This window comes from Thermogemmatispora aurantia, from assembly GCF_008974285.1.
GTDB classification, from domain to species: Bacteria; Chloroflexota; Ktedonobacteria; order Ktedonobacterales; family Ktedonobacteraceae; genus Thermogemmatispora; species Thermogemmatispora aurantia.
This window is the reverse complement of the sequence record NZ_BKZV01000001.1, coordinates 131,533-145,371: the sequence shown is the minus strand read 5'-3', so window position 1 is coordinate 145,371 and position 13,839 is coordinate 131,533. Positions and strand designations below refer to the sequence as shown.

General features: G+C 59.2%; 10 protein-coding genes and 1 tRNA gene. 10 read left to right on the top strand and 1 reads right to left on the bottom strand.

Going from position 1 to position 13,839, the window contains the following annotated elements; genetic code table 11:
- Positions 1–243 precede the first annotated feature (243 nt).
- The 9 genes from rpsB to ispG all read left to right on the top strand — a co-directional run bounded on the left by rpsB (position 244) and on the right by ispG (position 10,328).
- Positions 244–1,137 (top strand): 30S ribosomal protein S2, encoded by an 894-nt coding sequence (gene rpsB, locus KTAU_RS00585; protein WP_371875047.1) that lies wholly within the window; start codon positions 244–246, stop codon positions 1,135–1,137.
- A gap of 823 nt (positions 1,138–1,960) precedes the next feature.
- The gene (tsf, locus tag KTAU_RS00580; RefSeq protein WP_112427598.1) at positions 1,961–2,557 is read left to right on the top strand and encodes an elongation factor Ts; all 597 of its coding nucleotides are present in this window, start codon (positions 1,961–1,963) and stop codon (positions 2,555–2,557) included.
- Between the two features lie 269 nt (positions 2,558–2,826).
- Positions 2,827–3,612: a UMP kinase gene (gene pyrH / locus KTAU_RS00575; RefSeq protein ID WP_052888609.1), complete on the top strand. Its 786-nt coding sequence runs from the start codon at positions 2,827–2,829 to the stop codon at positions 3,610–3,612.
- Positions 3,613–3,749: 137 nt separating this feature from the next.
- Entirely contained in the window at positions 3,750–4,307 is a 558-nt protein-coding gene (gene frr / locus KTAU_RS00570) for a ribosome recycling factor (RefSeq protein ID WP_151726561.1), read from the top strand.
- A 137-nt stretch (positions 4,308–4,444) separates the two neighbouring features.
- Positions 4,445–5,143 carry a polyprenyl diphosphate synthase gene (gene uppS / locus KTAU_RS00565; RefSeq protein ID WP_371875056.1) on the top strand — a complete coding sequence of 233 codons (699 nt, stop codon included), beginning with the start codon at positions 4,445–4,447 and terminating at the stop codon, positions 5,141–5,143.
- Between the two features lie 17 nt (positions 5,144–5,160).
- Positions 5,161–6,057 carry a phosphatidate cytidylyltransferase gene (locus tag KTAU_RS00560; protein ID WP_170292952.1) on the top strand — a complete coding sequence of 299 codons (897 nt, stop codon included), beginning with the start codon at positions 5,161–5,163 and terminating at the stop codon, positions 6,055–6,057.
- A 297-nt stretch (positions 6,058–6,354) separates the two neighbouring features.
- The gene (dxr, locus tag KTAU_RS00555) at positions 6,355–7,590 is read left to right on the top strand and encodes a 1-deoxy-D-xylulose-5-phosphate reductoisomerase (protein ID WP_151727625.1); all 1,236 of its coding nucleotides are present in this window, start codon (positions 6,355–6,357) and stop codon (positions 7,588–7,590) included.
- 34 nt (positions 7,591–7,624) lie between these two features.
- Complete coding sequence (locus KTAU_RS00550) at positions 7,625–8,875, top strand: M50 family metallopeptidase (protein ID WP_151726559.1); 1,251 nt, start codon at positions 7,625–7,627, stop codon at positions 8,873–8,875.
- A gap of 214 nt (positions 8,876–9,089) precedes the next feature.
- The gene (gene ispG / locus KTAU_RS00545) at positions 9,090–10,328 is read left to right on the top strand and encodes a flavodoxin-dependent (E)-4-hydroxy-3-methylbut-2-enyl-diphosphate synthase (protein WP_151726558.1); all 1,239 of its coding nucleotides are present in this window, start codon (positions 9,090–9,092) and stop codon (positions 10,326–10,328) included.
- Positions 10,329–10,734: 406 nt separating this feature from the next.
- Here the strand turns inward: ispG and KTAU_RS00540 are convergent.
- A tRNA-Val gene (locus tag KTAU_RS00540) sits at positions 10,735–10,809 on the bottom strand.
- A 463-nt stretch (positions 10,810–11,272) separates the two neighbouring features.
- On the opposite strand from KTAU_RS00540, the gene KTAU_RS21795 reads away from it, so the two are divergent.
- Complete coding sequence (locus KTAU_RS21795) at positions 11,273–13,807, top strand: CHAP domain-containing protein (RefSeq protein ID WP_228026257.1); 2,535 nt, start codon at positions 11,273–11,275, stop codon at positions 13,805–13,807.
- Positions 13,808–13,839: the final 32 nt, after the last annotated feature.

The following is a 13,839-nucleotide window of genomic DNA, read 5'->3' as shown; positions in this document are numbered from 1 at the left end:
CGGGTTAAGGCAAGTGTAGCGTTGTATTATTCATCAAGTACACACGCTCTCTAATCGGCGTTTCCCTGGTGCCCCGATACCCTCGGTACCTCGAACCCTGAACAGCCCTGGCACCAGCGTGGCGAGGGGAGGGGCGCGAGCGAACCAGCAGGCCAGCCAGGAAGCTGTGCAGCGCAAGGAGCGAGCAAGGGGAACCCTATCGCCGATAGGAGGAGAGCGGAGGAAAAAGGGAGGATCTGTTTTTTGGCCAACATTATCTCGATGAAGCAGCTGCTGGAAGCTGGCGTTCATTTTGGGCACCAGACGCGGCGCTGGAACCCCAAAATGAAGCCCTTCATCTTCATGGAGCGCAATGGCATCCATATCATCGACCTTCAGCAAACTGTGGCGCGTCTCAACGAGGCCTACAAGTTTGTGAAGGAACTGGCTGCCAGCGGTGAGACTCTGTTGTTCGTCGGGACGAAAAAGCAGGCTCAGGAGGCGGTGGCGGAGGAGGCCAGGCGCTGTGGAATGTTCTATGTCAACCAGCGCTGGTTAGGTGGTATGCTCACCAATTTCCAGACCATTCAAGGGCGTATCCGTTATCTCCGTGAGTTGGAGGCGCGGCGCGATCGAGGTGAATTCGAGCGCCTGCCCAAGAAAGAGGCTCAGCGTCTGCAGGATGATCTGGTGCGTCTGGAGCGTATTCTGGGAGGCATCAAGGAAATGCGGCGCCTGCCTGGAGCGGTCTTCATCATTGATACGCGCAAAGAGCATACCGCTGTGCTGGAGGCCCGCCGCCTGGAGATCCCCATTGTGGCCCTGGCCGATACAAACTGCGATCCCGACGAGATCGACTATCCGATCCCGGCTAACGATGATGCTATTCGCGCTGTCCGCCTGCTCTGCTCAAAGATCGCTGACGCGGTGATTGAAGGACGCCGCGAGCTGGAGGCGCAGCAGAAGGATAGCGAGGTGCCTGCCGAGGGCGCAGCGGCTTCAGGCGAAGAGGGGGTTGTCCCGCCGGAGGCGGTGGAGGTGTCAGCCTCTGGTGCTGGTTCGTCTCAGCGTGAGCGTGAGGCGACGTCCTCTACTGGTGGAGAGGCCGAGAGTTCATCGAACGCCTCTGAGCCTGAGCTGGTGGCCAAAGAATCCTAGTGCCATCTCGCTCCCCTACGAGTTTGTCCCATCCTGCCGCTTGTCGTTCGTTGTGATCTGGTTGCACTGCTGTGCTGCTCACCCTGCTTGCGCCTACCAGCTGATCGCCAGCTGGAGAGGCGTGGCTACCTGCACTTGTGCCTGAAAGCAAGGGCCTGGGCTGGTGCCCGCTCTTGGTCCAGGCTCTACGAGAAGAAGCGCGAGAGCCTGGGCGGTACAAAGAACTGCGATATTGGACCAGTGCAACTGCCCTGGCCGGCCCATCGCTGGGGGCTGAGTGAAACGAAGCGCTGTCCCGGGCAGCAGGCGGTTCCCACCAGCAAGGAGGGCAAGTGGCGAGGCAGGTAGCCCGGCGAGCTGGATTCATCTTAACGGACCTGTTCTTCTCTTCTCTCTGTTATCCCGCGTGCTCCAGGTCTATCGGGACCGGCACGGATGGCTTGCGGCCTGCGCCAGATGTCAGCTGTCGGCTGCGCCCTCTGCTGCCAAGAGACTTGGTTGGGATATGGACCTGGTGACCACACGTGTGCCAGACCGGAAAGACAGCAAAGTTTCTCGCCTCCGGGAGCTGGCCGTGGTGGATGCCAGGTCCTCTCTATGCCGTCTGGCCTGGTCGAGATTGGGCCAGTGGCTGCATGCTATGCTCACACTGGGGGGTCTTGGAGTAGAGGAGGCTGGTGACTGGTGAGCCGCACAAAGCCCAGAATCCTACTGTACCGCAGCTGTCAAGCACTCGAAACCGTCTACGAGTGGCCGAGAGTCATTGTCAGTCAGACTGAAACCTGAGTATGCTATCAGAGTACGCTGAAGGAGAAATGCCCTTATGAACTATGCTGCTGCCGATGTGAAGAGGTTGCGTGAGGAGACCGGGGCGACCTTTGCCGATTGCAAGAGCGCGCTGGAGGAGGCGCAGTCGTGGGAGGAGGCCATCAAGATCCTCAATGCGAAGGCCAGCCGCAAGGCGGAGAAGATGATTGCTGCCGGTCGCGAGACCAAGCAGGGAGGCGTCTTCTCCTATGTCCACCACAACAACAGTGTGGGGGTCCTGCTGGAGCTGAACTGCAGCACCGACTTCGTGGCGCGCAGTGAGAGCTTTCGCCAATTAGCCAATGAGTTAGCTCTGCAGATTGCTGGCACCAATCCAAAGTATGTGAATTACGAGGATGTACCTGCCGAGGTGATCGAGCAGGCTCGTCAGCAACTGCTTGAGGACCCCTCGATGGCTCGTGTGCCGGAGCACAAGCGTGAGGAGGTCATTCAGGGCAAGCTCAAGAAGCTCTTTGGCGAGCAGGTGTTGATGATGCAGCCCTGGATTCGTGATGAGAGCCAGGTGGTGGGCGACCTGGTGCGCAAGGTTATTGCGGAAACCGGGGAGAACATCGTGATTCGTCGCTTCTGTCGCTTTGCCTTGGGCGAATAGGGTAGGAAAGGAAGCGGCACTTCCTGGCCAGTCTTGTGGCGTGCTATGCTATGTGTGGAATTGGAGGTGAGCGAGATGCGCTCCGGTCAGCCGTCCAGGTGGCCGCTGAGGCATCCGCTCCCACTCCGGCCTTGCCTACCGGGGGCCGGCCTCTCTTTTTCCCCTCTCTGCCTGCTCTGGCCAGCAGCTGAAAGCGTCACGCGCCAGTGTTGGGCAGTCAGGGCCGGGGGCTGTCCCCCCACCAGAAGCGCATGGGAGTAGAAGAGAAGATGGCTGAATCTCAGATGGCTGCGTCCTTGCGATATCGGCGTATCCTGCTCAAGCTGGGCGGCGAAGCGCTAGGTCCCCGCCATACCTCAGAGGCCGGCGAGCCGCGCATTGGAATCGATCCGGTGGCGGTCCGCCGGATCGCGGCTGAGGTCAAGCGCGTCCACGATCTGGGGGTCGAGGTCGCGATGGTCATCGGTGGCGGCAACATTTGGCGTGGGGCAGATGCCGCTGCCGCAGGCATGGATCGAGCGACCGCCGACTATGTTGGCATGCTGGCCACGGTAATGAACTCTCTGGCCATGCAGGATGCCATGGAGAAGCTCGGTCTGGTCACCCGCGTGCAAACAGCGATAGAGATGCCTCCGGTGGCGGAGCCCTTTATCCGTCGCCGCGCTGTGCGCCACCTCGAAAAAGGGCGCGTGGTCATTCTGGCGGCGGGAAGCGGTAATCCGTTCTTCACGACCGACACGGCGGCGGCCTTGCGCGCCATTGAGCTGAATGCCCAGGTGCTGCTGAAGGCCACAAAAGTCGATGGCGTCTACGATGATGATCCCATGCGCAATGCGAACGCTCGTAAGTTCGAGGAGTTAAGCTATATGCGTGCGCTCAACATGGGCCTCAAGGTGATGGATAGTACCGCGATCTCGCTGTGCAAGGATAATCGCTTGCCGATCGTGGTCTTCAACCTCGATCAGCCTGGAGCGCTGGAGGCGATTATGCGTGGCGAGAAGCGTGGGACACTCGTTCATGACCTTGAGGAGAGTGCTATTGGTGAGCGTGCCTGAGCACAGGTTGGCTGCCAGCCGCAGGCCCAGGTCTCTTGTTGCCTGGCCGCTGACTGGCTCGCTGGCCCGTGATTCTATCCTGGTCTGTCGCTGGCTCTGCGTGCGTATCCAAGGTACCTTACGATGGGAGCATTGCTATGGTAGATGATATTTTCGGAGATGCCGAACGCCGGATGCAGAAAGCTGTGGAGGCGCTCCGCCATGACTTGGGGAGCATCCGTACTGGTCGCGCCAGTTCTGCCCTCGTGGAGCGGATTCAAGTCGATTACTATGGCGTCCCCACGCCAATTAACCAGCTCGCTTCGATCTCTGCGCCGGAACCGCGTTTGCTGGTGATCCAGCCCTGGGACCGCAAGCTGCTCCCTGATATTGAGCGGGCTATTCAGAAGTCCGATCTGGGGATCAATCCCAGTAGTGATGGCCAGGTGATCCGCCTGGCGATCCCCCCTCTCAATGAGGAGCGGCGCCGTGAGATGGTAAAACTCCTTCATAAGAAGTTGGATGAGCATAAGGTGGCGGTGCGCAATATTCGTCGCGATATCCAGGACAAGTTGCGCGACCGCGAGAAGAAGAAGGAGATCTCCGAAGATGAGCTGAAGCGCGGTCAGGATCGTCTGCAGAAGCTGACCGACCGCTACATCGAGGAGATGGATAAGATCGGCAAGCTCAAGGAACACGAGATTTTGGAGGTCTGACGTTGACCAGGATACGTGATCTTTTTCCCTCTTCCGTAGGGAAAAAGAGTGAGCAGTCGCAACCAGCGGTAGAGGTGCGCTCTCGGGAGCAAACTCAGGAGCAGAAGCAGGGACAGAAGCAGGAGCAGAGCTGTCCGCTGCGTCACCTGGCCATCATCATGGATGGCAATGGACGCTGGGCCGCTCAGCGCCATTTGCCTCGCCTGGCCGGCCATAAGGCCGGCGTGGCTGCGCTCCGCCGCGTGGTGGAGGCCGCCGTCGATGAGCATATCGAGTATTTGAGCGTCTATGCTTTCTCGACCGAGAACTGGGGCCGCCCGAGGGAAGAAGTCGAGGGCCTCATGCGCCTTTTCTGGGAAACCATTCGCTCTGACCTGGAAAAGTTGCATCGTGACGGAGTGCGGCTGCGCCATCTTGGTCGCTTGCAAGATCTCCCCCCTGCGATTCAGCGCGCCGTCCAAGAGTCGGTGGAGCTGACGCGCTATAATAATCGTATCCACCTCAGTGTGTGCTTTAACTACGGCGGTCGCGCCGAGCTGGTCGATGCCGTGCGACGTATTATTGCCGCTGGCTTGCCGCCCGAGGCGATCACCGAGGAGGTGATTAGCTCCTATCTTTATACTCATGATCTACCCGATCCCGATCTCGTTGTCCGCACAGCTGGCGAGATGCGTGTCAGTAATTTTTTGATCTGGCAGTCAGCCTATAGCGAGTATTATTCCACACCAACACTTTGGCCCGATTTCGGGCGCGAAGATCTACGCGCGGCCCTGGAGAGCTATCGCCAGCGCCAGCGGCGTTTTGGTCGGCTGACCGCTTCTCCCAGTGGCCGCTAAGCAGGTGGAAGCATCGCGTGGAGCGCGCAACTGAGAAACAGGTACAATCAGGGAAGAGAGCTGCTGACAGCGGCAGGCAGTGGACGGGCACTCTGGCTCTGCGAGTGCTGACCGCTGTTGTCGCCATTCCTATTGTCTTGCTGGTGGTCTGGCTGGGGGGTTGGGTGGCTTTTGCGGCGGCGCTCTTTGTGCTGGCCTGGGGCAGCTACGAGTTGCATCAGATGATGGCGCACTCGGGTAGCCGCCCCTTGCTCTGGGTGAGCTTCGGGCTGGGGACGCTCTTGCTGATCTCTGCCATGCTCCCCCAGTGGCGCTTGCTCTTGCTGGAGATCAGCCTGGGCGCCGCTTTGCTGGTGGCCTTCCCGCTCCTCTTTTGGCGAGAGCGCCTTGACGGCTCGCTGGTCGATTGGGCGCTGACGGTCGTCTTCGCTCTCTATCTCGGCTGGCCGCTTAGCCTCTTGTTGTTGTTGCGTGGCTCTCAATTCGGCTGGCCCCCCCCTCGGGGTCTCTGGTGGCTGCTCTTGCTCTTTGCCGCCGTCTGGACCTTCGATTCGGCGGCCTTTTTCACCGGCCATTTCCTGGGGCGCCATAAGCTGGCTCCTCAGATTAGCCCTGGCAAGACCTGGGAGGGGGTCTTCGGCGGCCTGCTCTGTACAGTGATCCTTTGCCTGTGGCTGGCTGGCTCGCTACTGCAGGTCCCCTGGTACCTGGCTCTGATCCTCGGCCTGGCTCTCTCGTTGGCTGCTACCCTGGGCGATCTGGCTGAGTCATTGATGAAGCGCCAGGCGCAGGTGAAGGATAGTGGTCAGCTGATGCCTGGCCACGGCGGCTTGCTCGATCGCATCGATAGCCTGCTCTTCGCCGCCGTTGTTCTCTACTTTTTCTCTGAGCTGGTCCTGGCGCTCCCGCACTAATCAGCTGGCCAACTCGCTTCCTGGCAGATCCAGGTAATGGCTCATCTAGGATAGTCACTGATAGACGAGGCTGGTCGCTGCCGATTAGACGGACCGGCTTGAAGTGCCATGCTCCGTTTTGCTTAAGGATGAAACTCTGACTGGAGTGTAGAATAAGAGCAGAAACGTCTCCTGCTGCATGTGCTCTGCCGTGCTACAATATTCCCTGGGCAGAGCCAGCAAGGGAACGGCAATACAGCAATGGAATCGAATGAGGAGAAAGAAGCTGACCAGCCGGCTGCGGGCCGGATGACTGCGATGCAGACCTTTCCCAGGCGCATCGCCTTACTAGGAAGCACCGGCTCAATTGGACGACAGACGCTGGATGTGGTGCGCTGCTTCCCTGAGTACTTCGAGGTCGTGGCCCTGGCCGCCCATAGTAATCTCTCCCTGCTGGCCCAGCAGGTTGAGGAATTTGCACCGACTCTCGTGGCCTGCTTCGCGGAGACACCGGCTATTCGGGAGGAGGCGCAACGCTTGCTTGTGGATGCCCGTGGCCGTGAGCGGCGACCGGCGCCCCGCCTCGCTTTCGGTCTCGCTGGCTTGCTGGAGGCGGCTACCCTGCCGCAGGTGGATCTGGTGGTTGTGGCTACGTCTGGCCTGGTGGCCTTGGAACCGGTGATGGCAGCGATCCAGGCTGGCAAGACCATCGCTCTGGCGAATAAGGAGACGCTGGTTATGGCTGGCCATCTGGTGATGGAGGCGGCGCGGCGGGCCGGAGTGGCTATTCTGCCGATCGACAGTGAGCATAGTGCGCTATGGCAGTGCCTGCGAGGTGAAGATGGAACCGAGGTGCGCCGCCTGATCTTGACGGCTTCTGGCGGGCCTTTCCGGCGCACTCCTCTCACAGAGTTGTCCTCGGTGACGGTTGCTCAGGCGCTGGCTCACCCAACCTGGCGCATGGGGCCGAAGGTCACCGTGGATTCGGCGACCTTGATGAATAAGGGACTGGAGGTCATTGAGGCTCACTGGCTCTTCTCCGTCCCTTACGAGCGTATCGAGGTGGTAATCCAGCCTGAGAGTATTATCCATTCTATGGTTGAGTTCGTTGACGGCTCGATCAAAATGCAGGCGAGCCTTCCGAGTATGCATCTGCCAATTCTCGATGCGCTAAGCTATCCACTGCGTCTGGAGGCTGAGGCTCGCGGGCTGATCCGACCCCTGGACTGGGCGCAGGTGGCGCAGCTACATTTTGAGACTCTCGATGTGGCACGCTTCCCTTGCTATCGCCTGGCTCGTGAGGCCGCTGAGCACGGTGGTACCTACCCTTGCGCTCTGGTGGGGGCCGATGAGGAGGCGGTCGCGCTCTTTCTGGCGGGACAGATTGGCCTCTTGGATATCGCTCGCCTGATTGAGGCTGTGCTCGAGCGCCACACGACGATGGCTCAGGCGCAGCCGGATATTCCAGCAATCCTCCAGACGCGCGATTGGGCACGGCAGACAGCGCGAGAGTTGGCTGCCTCGCTAGGGGTTGTGCGCCAGGCCACAGGTTAGTCTTTGCTTGCAAAGCTGTCTGAGGGAAGTGGGAATGAATTATTGGTACTTGTTAGCTGCGATACCGGTCTTTGGCCTACTAGTCTTTGTCCATGAGCTGGGTCACTTTTTGACTGCCAAGTGGGCGGGGATTCGGGTCGAGGAGTTTGGCCTCGGCCTGCCTCCACGCATTGTGGGCATTCGTCGCCGCCCTGGCGGGGGATGGGAGCTAATCTGGTTTAACGGGGGCACTCAGCCTAGCCAGCCAGCTACTGCTCAGACTGCCGACGATCTCTGGACTCCAAGCGCTCCCGGTTCTGGCACCATAGCCGGTGAGCGCGAAGGCAGCTCTATGGCTGTGGCTCCTCCTTCCTCGACGATCTACTCGCTCAACCTGCTTCCCATCGGTGGCTTTGTGCGGATGCCTGGTGAGAACGGGGAGATGTACGATGAGTACGGCCGCTATGACCCGCAGAGCTTCGCCTCGAAGTCTGCTGGTAAGCGTCTCATTGTGCTGGTGGCCGGGGTGGCGATGAATTTCTTGTTGGCGATCCTCCTCTTCTCGATCGCTTACAGTGTCGGGGAGCCGGTGATCCCGCCGGTCATTGCCAAAGTGGCGCCGGGTTCTCCGGCGGCTGCGGTGGGCTTGCGCCCAGGCGATACTTTCCTCTCTGTCAATGGTCAGCCGGTTCAGCAGTTTTCTGATGTGCAGAATATCGTCCAGCAGGCCATCGCTCAGGCCCACGGTCAGGCTACAGTACCGGTACACGTTGTCATCAGACATGCTGGTGATTCGCAGCCGGTGGCGCTGACCATCAATGTGCGGGTCAACCCTCCCCCGGGTCAGGGTCCGATGGGGATCGAGCGCGGCAATGAGGTTCGCTATGTGACCTACCCACTCTGGCAGGCTCCACTCAAGGGCATCACGCAGACCTTCTCTGTGACTGGCCAGTTTATCTCCAGTATCGTTCAGATGGTGACGGGGGCGGTGAAACCGGAGATCGCTGGACCGGTGGGTATTGTGCAGATGACCGGCGAGGTGGCCCAGACGGTGCCTACCATCGGCTGGTGGCCCATTTTGACCCTGACCGGTATCCTGAGCTTGAATCTGGCCATTATCAATATCTTGCCGTTCCCAGCTCTCGATGGGGGGCGAGTGCTCTTGATCTTCATTGAACTGCTGCGCGGCGGCAAACGCTTGCGCCCTGAGCGCGAGGGCCTGATTAATCTGGTGGGCATGGCCATTCTCTTGATGTTGATCGTGGTCGTCACGATCAGCGATGTCGTGAATTGGAGTGCCCGCTGAATGCCAGTACAGTGCTGGTATGATGGGTTGCTTGCTCTCTAGTCGACCTGTCTGCTCTCCTGCTCGCTAGTGGCCCTCGATTGCTCTGACCGGTCGAGTAGCGGGCGGGTAGAGCCTCGCCGCAATCGTTTGTCGGGGTAGACTCCTGCTCAGCAGTACCTTGCCGCAGCGGGTGCTGCTGTTATGATAGATGTATCGGATTTATGGAGTGCTTATGCGAAGAAAGACGCGACAGATTCATGTCGGAGATGTACCTATCGGTGGTGATGCACCCATTGCGGTGCAGTCAATGTGCACCACCTACACCCGCGATGTCGAAAGCACCGTGGCCCAGATCTTGCGCCTTGAAGAAGTAGGCTGCGAGCTGGTGCGTGTGGCCGTACCGGAGATGGAAGATGCTCTCGTCCTGGGGGAGATCAAGAAGCGTATCCATATTCCGCTCATCGCTGATATTCATTATAATCATCAGCTGGCCCTGGAGGCAATTCGCCAGGGCGTCGACTGCGTGCGCATTAATCCTGGTAACTTGATTCATGGGCGCAAGGCTCTGGAGGAGATTGTCAAGGCTTGTAAGGAGCGCGGTATAGCGATGCGCATCGGAGTCAATTCCGGCTCGCTCGATGCTCTGGACAAGCAGGCCCAAATGCAGCGCATCCAGATTCGCCGCCGCTCCGATGGGGTAGTGGAGCGCAGTGATCCGGCGGAGGAGCGCCGGCGCGAGCGTGAGCAGCTGGCCGAGCGCATGGTGAATAAGGCTCTGGAGTACATTAGCTGGTGTGAGGAGCTGGATTTCCACGAAATCAAGGTCTCGCTGAAGTCCTCTGCGCCGTTGACGGCTATTGAAGCCTATCGGCGTTTCTCACAGCGCTCCGACTATCCGCTTCATTTAGGAATCACCGAAGCCGGGACTCTGGTGCCAGGAGCGGTGAAGTCGGCGGTTGGTCTGGGTATCTTGCTAGCTGAGGGAATTGGCGATACTATTCGCGTCAGTTTAAGCGCCGAGCCGGAGCAAGAGATCCCTGTGGCCTATGAAATCCTGCGCTCGCTGGAATTGCGCAATCGCGGCGTGACCTTTGTTTCGTGCCCTTCTTGTGGGCGCGTCGAGATCGATGTTATCGAAGTTGCTAATGAAGTGGAGCGCCGGCTGGCCAAAGTACAGACCCCTATTCATGTAGCGGTGATGGGTTGTGTGGTGAATGGACCAGGTGAGGCGCGAGATGCGGATGTCGGCCTGGCGGGCGGTCGTGGCAAAGGGGTCATTTTCCGCAAAGGGCAGGTGGTACGCACGGTGCCTGAAGAGGAGTTCCTCGATGCTGTCTTAAAAGAGGTGGCCTCGCTCCTGCCAGAACATGAGGCGCGCCTGGTCTATCCCGAGGGAGGGATTAAGGAAAGTGCCGGGCGTCATCGCACGCGCGATGAGGGCATCACAGAAATCCCTGTGCTGAGGAAGTAGAGAGAAAATGCGCTGAACTAAAAAGAGAGCAGCCCTCATGGCGTCCTCTACGCGCAACCTCGTTCCTGCGAGACGGGGGCACAGCCAGCAAGCCAGGGCAGGATAGCCGAGTAGAGCTATGCCCTCGTAGGAGGGTGCCAGGCTGCTCGACCGGCGCCCTCTGGCTAAACTGGCGAGAGACGCTCGATTGGGGGAGCTAGTCGTTCTTGTCTTTCTGGAGTCCAATGAGGGGAGAGAGCAACCTCCTCTGGGCCGTAAGGCAAGGAGCCGGATTGCAAGAGTTCCTTTCTCTGCTTTTTGACCCCACTGTTTCCTCCCCTTTTTCCCTGTCTCCTCAATAGAAGCCTCTTCCCTTTTCTGGAAAAGAAAAGAGGCGATCCGCTTTGCACAGGATCGCCTCTCAGAGTGGGCAATACAGGACTCGAACCTGTGACCTCTGCCATGTCAAGGCAGCGCTCTAACCGGACTGAGCTAATTGCCCGAGCCTTGGATTGGATAGCCTTGCCCTTCCTTCAGGACGCTCCTATCATAGCATTGCTCCCCCACCCTGTCAAGCCCTTTTTTGGCTGGGGAGCGAAAAGGACAAAGTGCAGGCTTGTTGTCTTCTGCTCGCTTGCTAGGTATCTGCCGGGTGGCTGAGACGGGCCTGGCTGCCCAGGAAAAAGGTACAATAGAACTGGAAAGTGACGGAGGCGGTGCCAGCTCCTGGCGAGTGCTGCGGCGTGAAGGCAGAAAGGAACCGGCAAGACAAGCAGGCCACCTTGCGCGCATGAACTCACAATGGTATACTCTCCAGGAAATCGCAGAATGGCAGAAAGACCGCGAGCGTGCTTTCAGGCAAATTGGCCAGCCGTGGCTGCATACAGGTCTTATTTTAGGGAGGAAGAGACCAGATGCATCCTTTGGCCTTCCTGCGGAGGCTACTGCAAAGCGATGACAGGCATGTGTCCACTGGGCCTATCAAGCGACGCCATTTCCTCACTGCTTTCCTCGTTGCGGTGCTCTGCTTGCTGTTCTCGCAACCACTCTCATTGATGAGCCTGCTCCAGGCTAATGCCCAGGGCCTGGGGTATACCGCTCCAACACTCGATTCTGACTGTGACCAGCTCAGCTTCAGCGCTGATGGCAATCCCTTTGCGCTTTGCCCTGGTCCCTTTCCTCGGGGCGGAAACTGTGTCTGGTGGGCCTGGGAGCAGTGGCACTGGCTGCATTACGATCTCCCCCTCAATTGGGGGAATGCGGCGGACTGGATCAGTGACGCTCAGAAGGCTGGCCTGGCAGTGGGGACGCAACCCCGCGTCGGAGCTATTGCTGTCTTCCCCGTTGCTGATGGCGTCTGGGCCTACAGCTCCGCTGGTCACGTAGCTTTTGTCACCTGGGTCAGTCCCGACGGCGATACCTTCAATGTGACCTATCAAAACTATGGTGACCCTACCCCGGTGCATCTCGGCCTTGGTTACCGGGTCTCGGTCATCAATCAGCCACGCTATCAGCGCGGTCAGCTCCGCTTCATCTATTTCCCGGGCCAGATAGACCCGCAGCTCTTCGCTCGTTTACCAGGCGTTGACAGCGAGGCCCTGGCGCAGGTGATAGCGGCTAATCAGCAGCAGCAGCGTGATCCGGCTACGCTGACCACGGCGCGCCTGGCTCTTGGTCTGCCCCCAACCTCCTCGGAGCAGGAGTTTGATGCCGATTTCACTGGCAGCGGTCAGAGCGCTCTCCTGCTTTATAACCGTCAACAAGGTACGCTGAAGGTGCTGCAACTGCTGGACGCCGACCAGCTCAGCAGGCGCCCCGGAGGACGTCTCTGGCCCTATCCCGATGCGCCAGCAACTTCCTCTGGCACGATCGCCGGTGCGCGGCTAGTGACGCTGGCCGATCGCCAGGTGGGGCCACATGGTTGGGGCTCGGACCTCGATATCCGGATCGGCGATTTCGCGGGCCTCGGTCATGCTCAGATACTGCTCTACAGCCGCTCTTCAGGAAAGATACAGATCTTGAGCCTTGGCCCTGATCTACAAATCAGCCAGCATATTACGCTCGATGGTTGGGGACCTGGTTGGGAAGTGTACACGGGTCGCTTCAATGGTCAGACGACGGGTTTGCTGCTCTACAATCGCTTTGTCAACACGCCGATCCCGACCATTCCGACGCCGAGCTTGACGCCCACGCCTTTCCCAACCGTGACCAGCGAGCCAAGCGTCTCGCCTGTGCCTAGCCTGGTACCGACGAAGACATCTACACCTTCACCCACTCCAAAACCCACGCCAAGGCCAACAGCGACCGCTACGGCGAGTCCGACCCCGGTACTGACGCCGACAGCCACGCCAAGGCCAACAGCGACCGCTACAGCGAGTCCGACCCCGGTACTGACGCCGACGGCCACGCCAAGGCCAACAGCGACCGCTACAGCGAGTCCGACCCCAGTACTGACGCCGACGGCCACGCCAAGGCCAAGCGCGACCCCTACCGCCACCCCTACGACCAGCCCTACAGTCACGCCGACGGCCACGCCGGGCTCAACGCCTTCAGCCACGGCGGGAACTATCACCAGCACTCTGGCCTCTGGCGATGCTGGACCCCTGGCCGTGCCGAATGGCCTGGCTCTGAGCTTGTCCCCCAGCGATGGCGGAGGCAATGACCTCGGCGGCAGCCAAAGCAATCAGTCCCAGTTGATGCCGAATGTACTACTGATTGACTTCACGAGCAAATTGGGCATCAATCATCTCCAGCGCTATCTACTCTCACAGGACTCGTGGGAGATCTATGTCGGGAGCTTCGTGAGCACCCGGCAGGACGGTCTCTTTCTCTACGATCGCCTGAATGGCCAGGGGCGTCTGATCAGTTTTGATGCCCGCTTGCAGGTTGTCCATAACCAAGCCGTGACCGATCTCGATGGCAACTGGCAAGTCTACAGTGGTGATTTTTGCGGCACCGGCCAGGCCCAGCTTTTGCTCTATGATCCCATTGCTGGCGAGGCGCAGCTCTTGATCCTGAAGCCCAATCTACAGGTGCAGGAGCGTCAGAGCTACAGCCAGTGGGGAAGTGGGGCGATCCTCTACACGGGTCACTTTGGCGGTGCTGCGGAGGGTATTATGCTCTATAGCCCTCTGCAGGCTCAGAGCACCTTCATCGCCTTTGATCATGATGGGCAAATTACCCACCAATATACTGTGGCAAGCTGGGATCAGCGCTGGCAGATTCTGATCGGCTCTTTCACCAATCATACGTCCTGTAGTGCTGAAGCAACCTGCCTGCCTGGGGATGACATTCTGGTGCTCAATCGCCAGACGGGGCGTCTTGAACAGTACGCCTTCCATTTCCAGTCAACCTTTAGGCTCTACGATAACCGCGTCCAGGCTTTCATGCGCGAGGGTCTGGCCCAGGAGCAGGATAACTATCTCAAGATAGTCGATACCTCGACCTTCAGTCTGCTGGCTGTCCTGGATACGCCGGTGCACAGCGAAGAGCTTTACTGATTCAAGCAAATAAAAGGAGTATAAGAGGAGGG

What these genes read in the sequence shown, in the direction of transcription:
- tsf (WP_112427598.1), top strand. Translation starts at nt 1,961, where the DNA reads ATGAACTATGCTGCTGCCGATGTGAAGAGGTTGCGTGAGGAGACCGGG.
- pyrH (WP_052888609.1), top strand. Translation starts at nt 2,827, where the DNA reads ATGGCTGAATCTCAGATGGCTGCGTCCTTGCGATATCGGCGTATCCTG.
- frr (WP_151726561.1), top strand. Translation starts at nt 3,750, where the DNA reads ATGGTAGATGATATTTTCGGAGATGCCGAACGCCGGATGCAGAAAGCT.
- dxr (WP_151727625.1), top strand. Translation starts at nt 6,355, where the DNA reads ATGCAGACCTTTCCCAGGCGCATCGCCTTACTAGGAAGCACCGGCTCA.
- KTAU_RS00550 (WP_151726559.1), top strand. Translation starts at nt 7,625, where the DNA reads ATGAATTATTGGTACTTGTTAGCTGCGATACCGGTCTTTGGCCTACTA.
- ispG (WP_151726558.1), top strand. Translation starts at nt 9,090, where the DNA reads ATGCGAAGAAAGACGCGACAGATTCATGTCGGAGATGTACCTATCGGT.